Source organism: Streptomyces sp. NPDC048290 (genome assembly GCF_040652095.1).
In the GTDB taxonomy this organism is placed as follows: domain Bacteria; phylum Actinomycetota; class Actinomycetes; order Streptomycetales; family Streptomycetaceae; genus Streptomyces.
The window spans coordinates 13124-28189 of sequence record NZ_JBEZLM010000004.1; the positions used below are offsets into that span (position 1 = coordinate 13124).

Annotated in this window: 11 protein-coding genes and 1 pseudogene; 4 read left to right on the forward strand and 8 right to left on the reverse strand. The window is 72.5% G+C overall.

Annotation, left to right across the window (positions count from 1 at the left end; all coding sequences use genetic code 11):
* Positions 1–23: 23 nt before the first annotated feature.
* The 7 genes from AB0D49_RS07225 to bla all read right to left on the reverse strand — a co-directional run bounded on the left by AB0D49_RS07225 (position 24) and on the right by bla (position 10565).
* Entirely contained in the window at positions 24–2249 is a 2226-nt protein-coding gene (locus AB0D49_RS07225; protein WP_362752192.1) for an MMPL family transporter, read from the reverse strand.
* A 130-nt stretch (positions 2250–2379) separates the two neighbouring features.
* Positions 2380–4440 (reverse strand): glycosyltransferase family 39 protein, encoded by a 2061-nt coding sequence (locus tag AB0D49_RS07230; RefSeq protein ID WP_362752195.1) that lies wholly within the window; start codon positions 4438–4440, stop codon positions 2380–2382.
* Positions 4437–6029: a bifunctional glycosyltransferase family 2/GtrA family protein gene (locus AB0D49_RS07235; protein ID WP_362752198.1), complete on the reverse strand. Its 1593-nt coding sequence runs from the start codon at positions 6027–6029 to the stop codon at positions 4437–4439. Before AB0D49_RS07235 ends, AB0D49_RS07230 begins: the two co-directional genes overlap by 4 nt.
* A 56-nt stretch (positions 6030–6085) precedes the next feature.
* Positions 6086–7693, reverse strand: a complete 1608-nt coding sequence (locus tag AB0D49_RS07240; RefSeq protein ID WP_362752201.1) for a HAMP domain-containing sensor histidine kinase — start codon at positions 7691–7693, stop codon at positions 6086–6088.
* Positions 7690–8430: a response regulator transcription factor gene (locus tag AB0D49_RS07245; RefSeq protein ID WP_362752204.1), complete on the reverse strand. Its 741-nt coding sequence runs from the start codon at positions 8428–8430 to the stop codon at positions 7690–7692. Before AB0D49_RS07245 ends, AB0D49_RS07240 begins: the two co-directional genes overlap by 4 nt.
* Positions 8431–8546: 116 nt before the next feature.
* Positions 8547–9533, reverse strand: a complete 987-nt coding sequence (locus AB0D49_RS07250; protein ID WP_362752206.1) for a DUF2797 domain-containing protein — start codon at positions 9531–9533, stop codon at positions 8547–8549.
* 78 nt (positions 9534–9611) lie between these two features.
* Positions 9612–10565: a class A beta-lactamase gene (bla, locus tag AB0D49_RS07255; RefSeq protein ID WP_362752208.1), complete on the reverse strand. Its 954-nt coding sequence runs from the start codon at positions 10563–10565 to the stop codon at positions 9612–9614.
* A 230-nt stretch (positions 10566–10795) separates the two neighbouring features.
* Here bla and AB0D49_RS07260 point away from each other — a divergent pair, with 230 nt between their 5' ends.
* The 3 genes from AB0D49_RS07260 to AB0D49_RS07270 all read left to right on the forward strand — a co-directional run bounded on the left by AB0D49_RS07260 (position 10796) and on the right by AB0D49_RS07270 (position 14159).
* Positions 10796–11926: a LysR family transcriptional regulator gene (locus AB0D49_RS07260; protein WP_362752211.1), complete on the forward strand. Its 1131-nt coding sequence runs from the start codon at positions 10796–10798 to the stop codon at positions 11924–11926.
* Positions 11923–12840, forward strand: a complete 918-nt coding sequence (locus tag AB0D49_RS07265) for a serine hydrolase (protein ID WP_362752215.1) — start codon at positions 11923–11925, stop codon at positions 12838–12840. The genes AB0D49_RS07260 and AB0D49_RS07265 overlap by 4 nt, the downstream gene beginning before the upstream one ends.
* A 137-nt stretch (positions 12841–12977) precedes the next feature.
* Positions 12978–14159, forward strand: coding sequence for a serine hydrolase domain-containing protein (locus AB0D49_RS07270; RefSeq protein ID WP_362752219.1), 1182 nt, complete (start codon positions 12978–12980; stop codon positions 14157–14159).
* Between the two features lie 36 nt (positions 14160–14195).
* On the opposite strand, the gene AB0D49_RS07275 is transcribed toward AB0D49_RS07270, so the two are convergent.
* Positions 14196–14666, reverse strand: coding sequence for an NUDIX domain-containing protein (locus AB0D49_RS07275; protein WP_362752222.1), 471 nt, complete (start codon positions 14664–14666; stop codon positions 14196–14198).
* 237 nt (positions 14667–14903) lie between these two features.
* Here AB0D49_RS07275 and AB0D49_RS07280 point away from each other — a divergent pair.
* Positions 14904–15062, forward strand: a pseudogene (locus tag AB0D49_RS07280) (NUDIX hydrolase); the annotation flags it as partial.
* Between the last annotated feature and the right edge of the window lie 4 nt (positions 15063–15066).

Consider the following 15066-nt stretch of genomic DNA (forward strand, 5'->3'; position numbering starts at 1 on the left):
AAGGGGCCCGGCGGCGGGCGGGATCAGGTAGTCCCCGCCCCCTGATCCACCTTCTCCCCCTCCGCGTCGATGTGCGGCAGGATCTTGTCCAGCCACTTCGGGGTCCACCAGGCGTGCTCGCCGAGCAGTGTCATCACCGCCGGGACCAGCAGCAGCCGTACGACGGTCGCGTCGATGAGCACGCTCACCGCCAGGCCGAGGCCCAGCATCTTGACCACGATGTTGTCGCTGACGATGAACGCCGCGAACACACTCACCATGATCAGCGCGGCACAGGTGATCACCCGGGCGGTGATCTCCAGGGCGTGCGCCACCGCCGCCTTGGCGTCATGGGTGCGCAGCCAGCCCTCGTGGACCCGGGAGAGCAGGAAGATCTCGTAGTCCATGCTGAGGCCGAAGATGATCGCGAACATCATCATCGGGACATAGCTCTCGATCGGCACCTTGCCCGCCACGCCCAGCGCCGGACCGCCCCAGCCCCACTGGAAGACCGCGACGACCACCCCGTACGAGGCGGCGATCGACAGGACGTTGAGGACGGCCGCCTTCACCGCGACCAGCAGGCCCCGGAAGACCGCCAGGATGATCAGGAAGGCCAGGCCCACCACGACCGCGATGATCAGCGGCAGCCGGTTCGCCACCAGGTCCCGGAAGTCGACCTGGGCGGCCGTCGACCCGGTGACATAGCCATGGGCGGGGGTACCGGCGACGGCGGCCGGGAGGGTGTCGTGCACCAGCCGGTTGGTGAGGTCGGTGGTGCCCGCGTCCTGCGGGGACACGGCCGAGTAGACCGTGGACAGCAGTACGTCCCCGTCACCGGCCGGGGTGAGCGGGGTGACCGCCACCGCGCCCGGCACCGCGTCCAGCGTCTTCTGGGCCTGCGCGGCGAGCGCCGCACGCTGGTCCGCGGGCACCGCCGACTGGTCCACGACGACGGTCAGCGGCCCGTTGGAGCCCGGTCCGAACGCGTCGGTCATCAGGTCGTACGCCCGCCGGTCGGTGAAGGACGTGGGGTCGGCGCCGTCGCCGATATGGCCGAGCTGGATCGAGAACACCGGGATGGCGAGGATCACGATGGTGGCGACCCCGGCGGCGAGATAGCGCAGCGGGGTGCGCTCGACCCGGCGGGCGTAGGTGTGCCACATGCCTTGTGGGGCCTCGCCGGGCGGGGCGTCGGTCTCGGCCACCGGACGGCGTACGTGCCAGCGGTCGATGCGGGTGCCGATCAGCCCGAGCAGCGCCGGGACCAGGGTCAGCGCGCCGAGCACCGCCGAGACGACGGTGACCGCGGCGGCGGCGCCCAGCTTGCCGATGAAGGAGACGCCGGAGGCGTACAGCCCGGCCAGGGCCACGATCACCGTGCAGCCGGAGACCAGGACCGCCCGGCCGCTGGTGGCGTTCGCCAGCCCGGCCGCGCGGACCGGGCTCTCGCCGTCGATCAGCCGCTGGCGGTGCCGGGTGATCAGGAACAGGGCGTAGTCGATGCCGACGCCGAGCCCGATCATGGTGGCCAGGGTCGGGGAGACGGTCGCGAAGGTGAAGGCGGCGGCCAGCAGCCCCAGACAGGCCAGCCCGGTGACCACCCCGACCAGCGCGGTGAGCAGCGGGATTCCGGCGGCGAGCACACTGCCGAAGCCGATCAGCAGGACGACGATGGCCACCGCGAACCCGATCAGCTCACTGACCCGGTCGTTGGGCTTGGGCCGCGCCAGCTCGCCCAGCGATCCCCCGTACTCGACCTCCGCCCCGGCCGCCCGCAGCGGCTGTACGGAGGTGTCGACGCCGGTCAGGTAGTCGGCGCCGAGGGTGGAGGGCATGACGTCGAACCGGAGGGTGATGTAGGCCGTCCTGCCGTCGGTGGACACCGGGCCGATATGCGGGTCGGTGGACGGCACGGTCAGCGGATTCTGCACGGACAGGACGTGCGGGAGCTTTTGCAGGTCGCCGACCGTCTGCGCCATCTCGGAGCCGAGCGTGGAGAGCGGCTGTCCGGCGTCGTGCAGCACGATCTGGGCGCTGTAGCCGCCCGCCGCCGGGTCGTGCTCCTTGAGGACCTCGATGCCGTCCTGGGACTGGCTGCCGGGGAGCGCGAAGTCGTCCGAGTATGTGCCGCCGTAGGCGTGCTCCAGTCCTTGCAGACCTCCCATCGCGGCCAGCCACGCCACGATCACGATCACGAAGTGGCGGGCACACCATTCGCCGAGCCGTTGCAGGAAGCCGGTTCTCGGCCGGTTCGGGGCGCTGGACACGCCTTCATTGAAAGCCGGGGGCCGCCTCCCGGCATCCCGGTGCGGCCGTCCGGCGGAACGGTGGGGGCGGGGTGGTGGGTGCCCCGGAGCCGCTCGTCTCCGGGGCACCCTGTCCTGGGGCGGGGCGGGCTCAGCCGGTGGTCGCCGACACCGGGCTGGTCAGGTCGTAGAAGGTGCTGGTGCCCACGGTGACCTCGGTGAAGTTCTGCTCCACCCAGGTGGCGATCTGGCCGGAGGTGCCGTCGCCGCCGCCGCCGTCGAAGCCGCCGCCGGTGATGTAGTAGTGGATCTTCCCGTCCGCCACGTACCGCTGGAACTGTGCCAGCGTCGGGGACGGGTCCGAGCTGTTGAATCCGCCGATGGCCATGACCGGGACCCCGGCGGCCAGTTGGTAGCTCGCGGCGTTCTGCGCGCCGGAGGCCGCCGCCGCCCAGGTGTACCCGGCGGAGTCCGCGAGGAGTTGCCGTGCCTCGGTGCCGACCTCGGCGCCGTCCAGCAGCCCGCCCATGCCGCCACCGCCGCCGGTCCGGCCCTGCGGAGGTCCGCCCGTGCCGTTGCGGTTGAAGGCGCCCGCCGGGGGAGCGCCCTGCGCGGTCTGCTCGCCCTGTGGGTTCGGGCCGTTGCCGCCGCCCCCGAAGCCGCCCCGGGCGCCCTCGACCGCCGGACCGGCCGTCACGATCGACCCGGTGTGCCCCACGTCCAGCGTGCTCAGGCTGTACGCGGTCGGCCCGGCCAGCGAGGCGACCGCGCCCAGCCCCACCACCCCGAGGGCCAGCGGACGGCCCAGCCGGGTGACGAAGACCAGCCCCAGCGCGGCGACCAGCCCGCCGACCAGCACCGGCCACTTCAGCCAGGGCAGGTAGTCGGGCGTGCGGTTCAGCAGGACGTACCCCCAGACCGCGGTCGCCGTCGCCGCGGCGGCCAGGGCCAGCGCCACCCAGGCACGGGAGCGCTCCTCCCACAGCACCACCACGCCCATGCCGATCAGCGGCGCGAGATAGGGGGCGAGGGCGACGACGTAGTACTCGTGGAAGATGCCCTGCATAAAGCTGAAGACCACCATGGTGATCAGCAGCGATCCGCCCCACAGCAGGAACGCCGCGCGGGCGGTGTCCGTGCGGGGCGCCTCGCGCACCAGCCAGAGGGCGGCGAGCAGCAGGATCAGCGCGGCCGGGATCAGCCAGGAGATCTGGCCGCCGACGCTCGCGTTGAACATCCGGTCCCAGCCGACCTCGCCCCAGCCGCGTCCGCCGCCGCCGACGCTGCCGGTCTCCTCGCCGTTGAGCCGGCCGAGCCCGTTGTAGCCGAAGGTCAGCTCCAGGAAGGAGTTGTTCTGCGAGCCGCCGATGTACGGACGGGAGGAGGCGGGCCAGAGTTCGACGGCCGCCACCCACCAGCCGCCCGCGACCACCATCGCGAGCCCGGCCAGCAGCAGGTGCCCGATCCGCTTGCGGACGGTCGTCGGTGCGAGGAGCAGATACACCAGCGCCAGCACCGGCAGGATCAGGAACGCCTGGAGCGTCTTGACCAGGAACGCCAGCCCGATCACCGCGCCCGCCCACATCAGCCACCGGGCGCGGGCCCGCTCCAGCGCCCGGAGCGTGCAGTGGACGGCGAGCGCCATCAGCAGGGCGAGGGAGGCGTCCGGGTTGTTGAAGCGGAACATCAGCGCGGCGACCGGGGTGAGCGCGAACACCGTCATGGTGACGAACCCGGCCCCCGCGCCGAACCGGCGGCGGACTGCGGCGTACAGCACACCGGCCGTGGCCACCGCCATCAGCACCTCGGGGAAGAGGATCGCGAACGAGTTCAGCCCGAGCAGCCGCACCGACAGCGACATCGGCCACAGCGACGCCGGGGGCTTGTCGACGGTGATGGCGTTGGACGCGTCGAGCGAGCCGAAGAAGAACGCCTTCCAGGACTCGCTGCCCGCCTGCACGGCCGCCGAGTAGAAGGAGTTGGCGTAGCCGGAGGAGGTCAGGTTCCAGGTGTAGAGCGCGCCGATGACGACCAGCGCGCCCAGGAACGCCGGGCGCACCCAGCGCGGGTCCTCGGGCCGCCCCCGCCAGACCCGCCGGAGCAGGGGCGGACGGTGGTGCGGGACCGCGGGGCGGGGCGCGGCGGACGCGACCGGGGTTGGGGGCGGGGCTGGGGTCGAGGTGGGGTCGTGGGGGGTGGTGGTCGACGTCATCGGACGTTCCTCGGCTCCGTCGTGGGGTGGGGGGCGTGGGGGTGGGGGGCGTGCGGGTGGGTGTCGTGCGGGGGGTGGGAGTGCGGGGGCGGGGGTTGGGGGTGCGTGCCGTTCAGGCCCGTGCGCCGGGGCAGGGGCGGCGGGACGGTGGAGTCCGGGGCGGTCTGCGGGCCGTACGAGGACGGCGGGCGGTACGGGACGGGCGTACCCGGCGTACCAGGTGCGCCCGGCGTACCCGGCGCGCCCGGCGTACCCGGCGTACCCGGCGTACCCGGCGTACCCGGCGTACCCGGCGTACCCGGTGTGCCCGGCGCGGACGCCGGGTACGGCTCGCGGTGGTCCGGGAAGACCCAGATGCGGAACAGCAGGAACCGCAGCACGGTCGCCGCCAGGTTCGCGGCGATCAGCACGGCCAGTTCGGTGGAGTGCCCGGGGTCGCCGCTCGCCGCGTTCAGCGCGGCCAGCGAACCGCTGGTCAGGATCAGCCCGATGCCGAACACCACCAGCCCCTGCGCCTGGTGCCGGATCACGCCGGACCGGCCGCGCACCCCGAAGGTGAGCCGTCGGTTGGCGGCGGTGTTGGCGAGCGCCGACACCAGCAGCGCCAGCGCGTTGGCCGGCTGGGCCCCGGCGAAACCCCGGAAGGCGGTGTAGAGCAGCAGATAGAAGAGCGTGGACAGCGCGCCGACCACACAGAACCCGACCAGTTGCCGGGCCAGCCCACCGGGCACATCGGTCAGCTCACGGTCGCGCGGATCGTCGCCGAACGGCCGGGTGAGCCGGTCCAGCGGCAGCGAACCGGTGGCCAGCGCCCGGCCCACCCGCCACACGCCCTTGAGGTCGTCGGCGGCGGTCCGCACGATGTGCACGGTGGAGTCGGGGTCGTCGACCCAGTCCACCGGCACCTCATGGATCCGCAGGCCCGCCCGCTCGGCGAGCACCAGCATCTCGGTGTCGAAGAACCAGCCGGAGTCCTCCACCAGCGGCAGCAGCACCTGGGCGACCTCGCGCCGGATCGCCTTGAAACCGCACTGGGCGTCGGAGAACCGGGCCTGGAGCGAGCCGCGCAGGATCAGGTTGTAGGAGCGGGAGATGAACTCCCGCCGGGCGCCCCGCACCACCCGCGAACTGCGGGCCAGCCGGGACCCGATGGCCAGGTCCGAGTGGCCCGAGATCAGCGGCGCGACCAGCGGCAGCAGCGCGTTGAGGTCGGTGGACAGATCGACGTCCATATACGCGAGGACGGGCGCGTCGGAGCCGTACCAGACCGTGCGCAGGGCCCGGCCGCGGCCCTTCTGCTCCAGCCGGACCGCGCGTACCGCGGGCAGTTCGGCGGTGAGCCGCCGGGACACCTCGGGGGTGGTGTCGGTGGAGGCGTTGTCGGCGACCGTGATGCGGAACGGATAGGGGAAGGTGCGGGTGAGGTGCTCGTGCAGCCGCCGTACGCACGGCTCCAGGTCCTTCTCCTCGTTGTGGACGGGGATCACGACATCGAGGACCGGCGCTCCGGCCGCCGCCGGGAGGTGTTCCCGGGCCGGCAGGGTGGGGGGTGAGGCGCCCGCTACGGGCGCCCGCGAGTCGGTTCGCATGACGGTGACTGTCGCCACGCGCCCTGTCGTGGCGGTGTGCTGGCACTGTGCCGTGGCTATGAGTGCTGTCGCCGGTCCATCGCGTGCTGCGGCGATCCGTCCGGGGCGGTGGGCACGGCGGGCGGATGCAGGGTGAACGCGGTGGGCAGCGCGGGCAGATGGAGCGTGAACGCGGTGTGCCCCGGCCTGCTGTCGACGCTCACCGCACCGCCGTGCGCGGTCGCCACGGCCTCCACGATGGCGAGCCCCAGCCCGGTCGAACCGGTCGCCCGGGTCCGCGCGGAGTCGCCCCGCGCGAACCGTTCGAAGACCCGTGGCACCAGATCGGCCGGGATGCCGGGGCCGTCGTCGCACACGTCCACACAGAGCCAGGGACCGCTGCGCCGCACGCGGGCGGTGACGGTGGTGCCGGGCGGGGTGTGGGCGCGGGCGTTGCCCAGCAGATTGACCAGCACCTGCTGGAGCCGGGTGGCGTCGGCCCACACCGTCGCCGGTTCGTCGGGCAGCGCCAGCCGCCACTTGTGGTCCGGCCCGGCGGCCCGCGCGTCGCTCACCGTGTCCACGACCAGCGGGACGAGATCGGTCTCCTCGAACTGGAGCGGACGGCCCGCGTCCAGGCGGGCCAGCAGCAGCAGATCCTCCACCAGCAGCGACATCCGCCCGGCCTCGGACTCGATCCGGCACAGCGCGTGCCGGGTGTCGGGGCCGATCTCCTCCCGGCCGCGCCGGGTCAGCTCGGCGTACCCGCGGATCGACGCCAGCGGGGTACGCAGCTCATGGCTGGCGTCGGCGACGAACTGCCGGACCCGGGTCTCGCTCTGCTGCCGGGAGTGCAGGGCCCCGTGCACATGGTCGAGGAGCCGGTTGAGGGCCAGTCCGACCTGGCCGACCTCGGTGTAGGGGTCGGTCTCGGACTTCGGGACCCGCTCGTCGAGGTTCACCTCGCCGCTGTGCAGGGGCAGTTCGGACACCCGGGTGGCGGTGGCGGCGACCCTGCGCAGCGGGCGGGTGGCGACATTGACGATCACCGCCCCGGCCAGCGAGGCGGCGATCAGTCCGGCGGCGGTGACGCTGATCTCGATCAGCAGCAGGGTGCGCAGGGTGGTGTTGACGTCCGTGGTGGGCAGGGCCACGTAGTAGTCCCGGACGCCGTCCGCCGAGCTGCCGAACTGGACCCGGTACCCGCCGAGTCCGGGGATCTCCGCGGTGTGCGGGTCGCCGTCGCGCGGGACAGCGGCGAGGGCGTCGGTCTGCCGCTGGTCGAGATCCACGGGCAGGGTGTAGTCGGCGGAGCGCTCGCCGACCTTCGCGGCGACGACCGTGCCCCCGATCAGTTCGGCGCCGATGGTGCCCTGCGGCTGCGGGCCGCGCGTGACGAAGTCACCGAGATCGGTGGGGTCCTTCTTGTCCGCCTTATCTGTCTTGTCTGCCTTGCCGGGCTGGTCGGCGTACGGTCCCGGACCGGCCGCCCGCTGCACGGACTCCATGAGCCGCTTGTCCAGCTCGGCATAGAGATGGGAGCGCAGGGCGAGGGTGGTGACGGTCCCGATCACCGCGCAGACCACGGCGATCAGCACCACCGAGGCGACGACCAGCCGGGTCCGCAGGGTACGTGGCCGGCCTCTCGGCCGCCGCCGCGGAAGCGGCCGTCGCCAAGGGGTCATGAGGCGGCGGGCTTGATCAGATAACCGGCGCCGCGCCGGGTGTGGATCATCGGCTCGCGCCCGGCGTCGATCTTCCGCCGCAGATAGGAGATGTACAGCTCGACGACGTTGGCCTGGCCGCCGAAGTCGTAGGACCAGACCCGGTCGAGTATCTGCGCCTTGCTGAGCACCCGGCGCGGATTGCGCATCAGGAAGCGCAGCAGCTCGAACTCGGTGGCGGTCAGATGGATGCTCCGCCCGGCCCGGGTCACCTCATGGCTGTCCTCGTCCAGCGTGAGATCGCCGACGACCAGCACGGACTCGGAGCGGCGGTCGGCGGCGCCGGAGCGGCGGATCAGCCCGCGCAGCCGGGCGACGACCTCCTCCAGGCTGAACGGCTTGGTGACATAGTCGTCCCCGCCCGCGGTGAGCCCGGCGATCCGGTCCTCCACCGCGTCCTTCGCGGTCAGGAACAGCACGGGTACGTCCGGCAGTTCGCGGCGCAGCCGCCCCAGGACGGTGAGCCCGTCCATGTCGGGCAGCATCATGTCCAGGACGACGGCGTCGGGGCGGAACTCCCGCGCGGTCTGCACGGCGCCCTGGCCGTCCCCCGAACTCCGGATCTGCCAGCCCTCGTAGCGCAGGGCCATGGACAGCAGTTCGGTGATCGACTGCTCGTCGTCCACCACGAGCACGCGGACGGGGCTCCCGTCCGGCCTGAGCAGTTCGGTGCGCCCCTGGGGCGAGGTCGTGGTCATACGGGACACCCTGTCCGGGGCCTCTTAGAGGGCCCTTTCCACAACCTGTGATTTTTCTGAGAAACGGGGAGGTGGGTTGAGGTGGGGGCTGGGGTGGGGGTTGGGGGTTCCTCCGTTCAGAAGAGGCCGTCCTGCTGGTGCTCCTCACGGGGGTACTCCCGTACGGGAACGGCCAGCTCGTCCCCGCCCTCGCCCTTGTCCCCGCCCGCAGCGGCGATCCCGGCGGGGAGGGGCGTCAGCGCCCAGCCCCGCATGAGCCGAGTGTCCAGGACGACGACCCGCTCCCCCGCGCCCGCGCCCACCCCCTTCCCCGTCCCCGTCCCCGTCCGCAGATGGAGGTCCGGCCCGGCGGCGGCCACCAGCTCCCCGCCGACCACCCCGCCCGCCACCAGCTCCCGCACCTCGCCGAAGGCGTCCGGCAGCCCCGCGAGCCCGAACACCCCGGTGTGGTCCACGACCCGCAGCGGTGCCCGTCTCAGCGCCTCCGGCCAGCCGCCCAGCGCCACCGCCCGCCCATGCAGCTCCGCGATCTCCGCCGACCGCTCCGCCCCGGTCACCGGCAGCGCCGACCGCACCGCCCGCTTGTCGGCGTACGGAATCCGGTCCGGCACGCCCAGCGCCGCCCGCAGCAGCTCCTCGGCCCGGCGCGCGGACATCAGCGGCCCGGCGCCGAGCCAGCTGAAACAGACCGCGCCCTGCTCCAGCAGCCGCGTCGGGCCCCGCTCCACGGCGGTGATCCCGACCTTGGTCAGACCGGGTCCGAACCACGCCAGATACACGTGGTACGGCCGGGGGTCGTCGGCGAGGGTGTCGGCGGCCACCGAATGCGCCCGGTCCAGCCGCGCGCACTCCTCACACCGGGCGCCCGTGCTCCGACCCGGCACCGGGGCGCGCAGCGGACAGGGGTTTCCGCGCGCGCCCACGCACGCGCGGCCCGTCCGCCCACCGCCGACCTGGCCGCCGACCCCGCCGCCCAGCCCGCCGCCGACTCCGAAGGCGACCCTTTTCCCCCAGGTCAGCGGGGACCGCCGCCCCCCGTCCCACTCCAGTTCGGGACCCCGCGCGGACCACCGCAGCCCGGAACAACGCCATTGCCCGTCCATGACCTCGAAGGGTAGGACGCGGCACTGACAGTCCCCTTGAACCGGCCGGAACCGAAACCGGAAACCGGGACCGGGGCGTCAGCCCCGCCCGAGCCCCTTCAACGCCACCGCCGCCGCCTTCGCGACCACCTCGTCCCGGCGCTCCGCGTTCAGCTTGTCCCGCGTGGTGAGCACGGACAGCAGAACCGGGTTGCCGCCGTTCTCGGGCCACAGCACGGCGATGTCGTTGCGCCCGCCGTAGCCCGCCGTACCGCTCTTGTCGGCGACGGTCCAGCCGTCCGGCGTCCCGGCGGCGATCAGGGTCTCGCCGGTGGTGTTGGTCCGCATCCAGGTGGCGAGCAGGTCCCGTTCGTCGCGCTTGAGGGCGTCGCCGAGCAGCATCGCCCGCAGGCTGCCGGTCAGCGCGCGAGGCGTGCTGGTGTCCCGTACGTCCCCCGGCCTGCCCTCGCTCATGTCGGGCTCGTAGCGGTCCATCTGCGTCACGTCGTCGCCGAACTCGGCGAGCACGGCCTGGAGGGCGTCGGGTCCGCCGAGGTCCTCCAGGAGCAGGTTGACGGCGGTGTTGTCGCTGTACCAGACGGTGGCCGCGCACAGTTCGCGCAGACTCATCCCGGTGTCGACGAAGGCTTCGGAGATGGGCGAGTTGGCGACGATGTCCTCCTTGGAGTAGCGGATCACCTTGTCCATCCCGTCCACCCCGTACTTGCGCAGCACGGCTCCGGCGGCCAGCGCCTTGAAGGTGGAGGCGTAGGCGAACCGCTCGTCCGGCCGGTGCCCGACGGTCCGCCCGGTCCCGGTGTCGAGGGCGTAGACCCCGATCCGGGCGTCGAACTCCTTCTCCAGCGCCTGGAAGTCCCGTTTGACGCTCTTGGCGTCCGGCTGCTGCGGCAGGCTCCCGGCGGCGGCCGGCGCCCCCGCCGGAGACTTCCGCTCGCCCTGCTCCCCCTGGGCGCAGGCGGGCAGCGCGGCGAGCACGAGCACCCCGGCCGCGGCGGCGGCACCCCGGCGAACCCTCTGCACATACGACGTCATGGCATGGCCTCCAGTCAGCGAAACACGGCGACGACCCGCCGCGAGGTACGGCGGCGACCCACGACGGCACACCGCGCCGAGGCCGAATCCCCAGGCCGGGACCGCCTACCGACCCTCACCCTGACCCGCGCCCGCCCCTGCGGTCCAAGACGCCCCCGCGCGAACCGATGCCGATTCGGCATGGATCGGCCACAGATTCTCCCTGGCCGGGGTTTGGCATAGTGAGAGCTGTGGATCTCCTGGGGGCATGCCGTGCGTTCGTCCATGTGAGCGAGTACGGCAGTTTCACGGCGGGCGCGGCGGCGGCCCGTATGGCGCAGTCCGTGGCCAGCCGCCGCGTCGCCGCGCTGGAACGCCACCTGGGCGACCGTCTGCTGGCGAGGTCGTCCCGTACGGTGACGCTGACCCCGTTCGGCCGTGAGGTACTGCCGCTGGCCCGTCAGCTCGTCCGGCTCGGCGACCGGCTGGAGCACGAGGCGGAGGCCGCCCGGCACCGGCCGCTGCGGCTGGCGGTGCCACGCGACTGCCCGACCGGGGCGCTGGCCCGGCTGATCGCCGCCGCGCACCGCGAGGGCGTCCCCCTGGAACCCCGCCCGGCGGGCCCCGCCGAACGGGCCGAACTGGTCGGTTCGCGCGAGGTGCGGGCGGCGCTGCTGGCGGTGGCGCCGGACGCGGCGGCCTGGACCGTACCGCTCGGTCTCGCGATGACCGCTCCGCCGGGCGCGGGCCCGGTCTACCTGGACACCTTGCGCCCGGGGCGCGCGGACGCGGCCCGCCGCCCACGCCGGGTCTGGCTCCAGCCGGAGGACGACGTACCGCATGTACGCGACCGGCTGACCCGGCTGCGGGACGCGCTGGGCCTGCGCCCGTCGCAGCTGGCGGTCGCCGACGGTCTGGCCGCGGCGGCGGCCGAGGTGCTGTCCGGCACGGGGGACGCCCTGCTGTGCGCCCCGGACCAGGCGGAGGCGCTCGGCCTGCCCTGGCGCGAGATCGGCGAACTGGCCGCGCCCCCGGGCCTGACCCGCGGATACGCGCTGATCGCCGCGGAGGACACACCCCCCGAGACGACGGAACGCCTCCGACGGGGATGCGGACGGGCACTGGGGGAGTGCGTGGGAGCGGAGTACGCGCGACTGGATCACGCGCGTCCGGATCACGCGCGCCCGAACTCCGCCCGCCCGGACGCCACCCGCCCAGACGTCCCCCGCCCGAACTCCGCCCGCCCAGACGTCCCCCGCCCGGACGTCCCCCGCCCGGACTCCACGCTCCCCGGCTCCCCCCGCCCGGAGCCGCCCCGCCGCAGAGGCACACCCACACCCACACCCCACCCCCACCACCCCGCGAAGGAGGACCGCATATGACGACGACGACCACCACAGCCGCCCTGCTGACAGAGCTTCGCGGGACACTGCGCGAGACCGGACTGCACGGTTCGTTCCTGGTCAGGGACCTGGACACGGGGGAGGAGGTGGGGATCGACCCGGACGTCGAGTTCCCGGTGGCGTCCCTGGTGAAGGTCCCACTCGCGCTGGCCACCCTGGAGCGGGCGCGGCGGGGCGAACTGGACCCGGCGATGCCGGTCGAGGTGCAGCCGGGCCGGATGACGACCCCGGGCCCGACCGGGATGAGCCGATTCCGCCACCCGGCGCGGATCGCGGTGGAGGACCTGGTCTATCTGAGCACCTGCGTCAGCGACAGCGTCGCCGCCGACGCCCTGTTCACCCTCACCCCGCCCGCCCGGGTGGCGGCGATCCTGGCGGACCTCGGGGTGACCGGGATCGCCGTACGCCACACCATGGACGAGCTGACCGACACTCCCGCGGAACGCTTCGCCGCCTCCGATGTCCATCTCGCCCACGCCCTGGCCATCGACGCCGGCACCCCGGGACGCGGCCACCGCGTCCCCCAACTGGACATCTCACACGCGAACACGGGTACGGCGAGGGCGTTCGCCGATCTGCTCGAAGCGATCTGGCACCCGACCCTCCCGCCCGAGGTGGCCACGGCCACCCGGACCCTGCTCGCCGCGAACGTCCTCCGCCACCGCCTCGCCCCCGACTTCGCCTCGGACGCCGCCACCTGGTCCTCGAAGACCGGCACCCTGCTCAACCTCCGCCACGAGGCGGGCGTGGTGGAACACACCGACGGCCACCGCTACGCGGTGGTGGCCCTGACGGAGTCCCAGGTGGCGGCGGGCCACCAGCCAGGGGTGGACGCGGTGATGGGCCAGGTGGCCCGCCAACTACGGGACCACCTACGCCTCTGGGGCGCGTAGCCCCGCCCCCTGACAAAACTCAGGGCGGAGACATCAGGGACTCACCCGGGACAGATGCCCCCCTGGTCTGACGCCCCAGAAACCCACCCCTCCGAGGATGCAACCACCAAGCCCTCACTCCCCCCCTCGGAGACCACATGCCCACCCGCACCAGAACCCGCCTGGCCACCCTGACGGCAACAGCCGCACTCCTGACGGCAGGGACGGCAGGGACGACAGCCACAGCAGCGCCCAAGACTCCGACCCCGACTCCGATCCAGAGCCACCTGGACACCTTGGTCTCCCAGGGAGCGACGTCAGCCCTGATCCAGATCAGGGACAACAACCGGGTCGCCCTGCGGGACACATCCGGTACGGCCCGGCTCCCGGGCCCCGCCCCCGTCTCCCCCACGGGCACCTTCCGCACGGGCAGCGTCACGAAGTCGTTCACGGCGACGGTGCTGCTCCAGCTGGTGGGCGAGGGCCGCCTGACCCTGGACGACCGTCTCTCCACCCACCTCCCGGACACCGGCCTCCCCCACGCCGACGCCATCACCGTCCGCCAACTCCTCAACCACACCTCGGGCATCTTCGACTACACCCAGGACCCCGACGTGGTGGACGACTTCACCGACCCGGCGATCCTGGCCCGCTGGCTCCGCACGGACCGCTGGCGCGACTGGCGGCCCGAGGACCTGGTGGCACAGGCAGCCGACCCGGCCAACCCCCCGTCCTTCCCCCCGGGCACGAAGTGGCGCTACTCCAACACCAACTACATCCTCGCGGGCCTCCTCATCGAAGAACTCACCGGCCACACCTACGCCGAGGAGATAACCCACCGCATAATCCGCCCCCTGTCCCTCACAGGCACGTCCGTCCCCGGCAGCAAGACCCACATGCCAAAGACCCCCCACGCCCACTCCTACGTCATCCCCCCGGGCCACCACCCCACCGACATCACTTCCCAAAACGTCACGGTCTCCGGCGCGGCAGGCTCCCTCATCACCACGGCCCAGGACCTGAACCGCTTCTACGCCGCCCTCGCCGAGGGCCGCCTCCTGCGCCCCGCCCAGCAACGCGCCCTGACCACCTTCATCGACCTGGGCCCGAAGGGCGGCTACGCCCTGGGCCTGGAACGTGCCCAACTCTCCTGCACCACGGTCTTCGGCCACGGCGGCGGCATCTTCGGCTACGCCACCCTCGCCTTCACCACCCCCGACGCCACCCGCCAGGTCACCCTCTCCTACACCCCGACGACCCTGTTCCCGACGATCGACCAGGACAGAACGGCATACGAGACCCTGGAGGCAGCGTTCTGCCCGCCCGACCCCACACCCTGACGCCGGGGAGCACCGGCCCGGAACTGAGAAACACACTCAGCCGATAAAGGGATGCTCCCGACGCTCCAGGAAATGACGGATTCGGAGCCGCTGCGTGTGATGCATGGGCAACTCTTCCATCTCCCCCGGCGCGACGAACCGCAACTCCGTGGACTCCTCCGAGATGGCGAGCCGCCCACCGACCACACGAGCGGTGAAGCACACATTGAACTGCCGACGCACCTCACCATCCGCATAGGCGATGACATGGCGAGGATCGGTATAGGTGCCGACGAGCCCGGTGATCTCCACGTCCAGCCCCGTCTCCTCCTTCACCTCACGGACGGCCGTTCCCGGAAGCGAGTCGGTCATCTCCATACCGCCACCTGGCAGCGCCCAGAGACCGCTGTCCCGCCGACGCTGAAGAAGCACCCGCCCTTCACCATCGGCGACGACGGCAGACGCGGCGACCACCAAGCTGTTCGGCTCCGGCGCCGCCGGGTCGTCGTAGTACTCGGTCCGTGCCATGGTCACCCTTCTCGTACGGACGACACATCGATGCAGTACTTCGCCGCCGTACGGCACGACAAACTCCTCCGTGTGAGCGGAGGTTCTGTACGCCCTGGCTGCCGTCATCCGGCGCGGCACCATAGCGGCAACTCGTCTGGCTGACATGAAAAGACCCTCAACCCGTGTTCGTCGCTTGATCGGTCTGAGACCCCGGAGACCGATCGTGAGAGGGGCCGCGGGTATGGAGTCGACGACGCCACCTATACCGGGCCGCCCACGGAGAAGAACGAGTCCGACCGCATCGAGTGGATTCCCCTCTCGGAGGTGCGGGGCATGATCGACCGCCGGGAGATTGTGAGCGGCGGCTCACTCGTCGGTCTGCTGTATCTGCTCATGGACGAAGCGATCCGCTGAACGG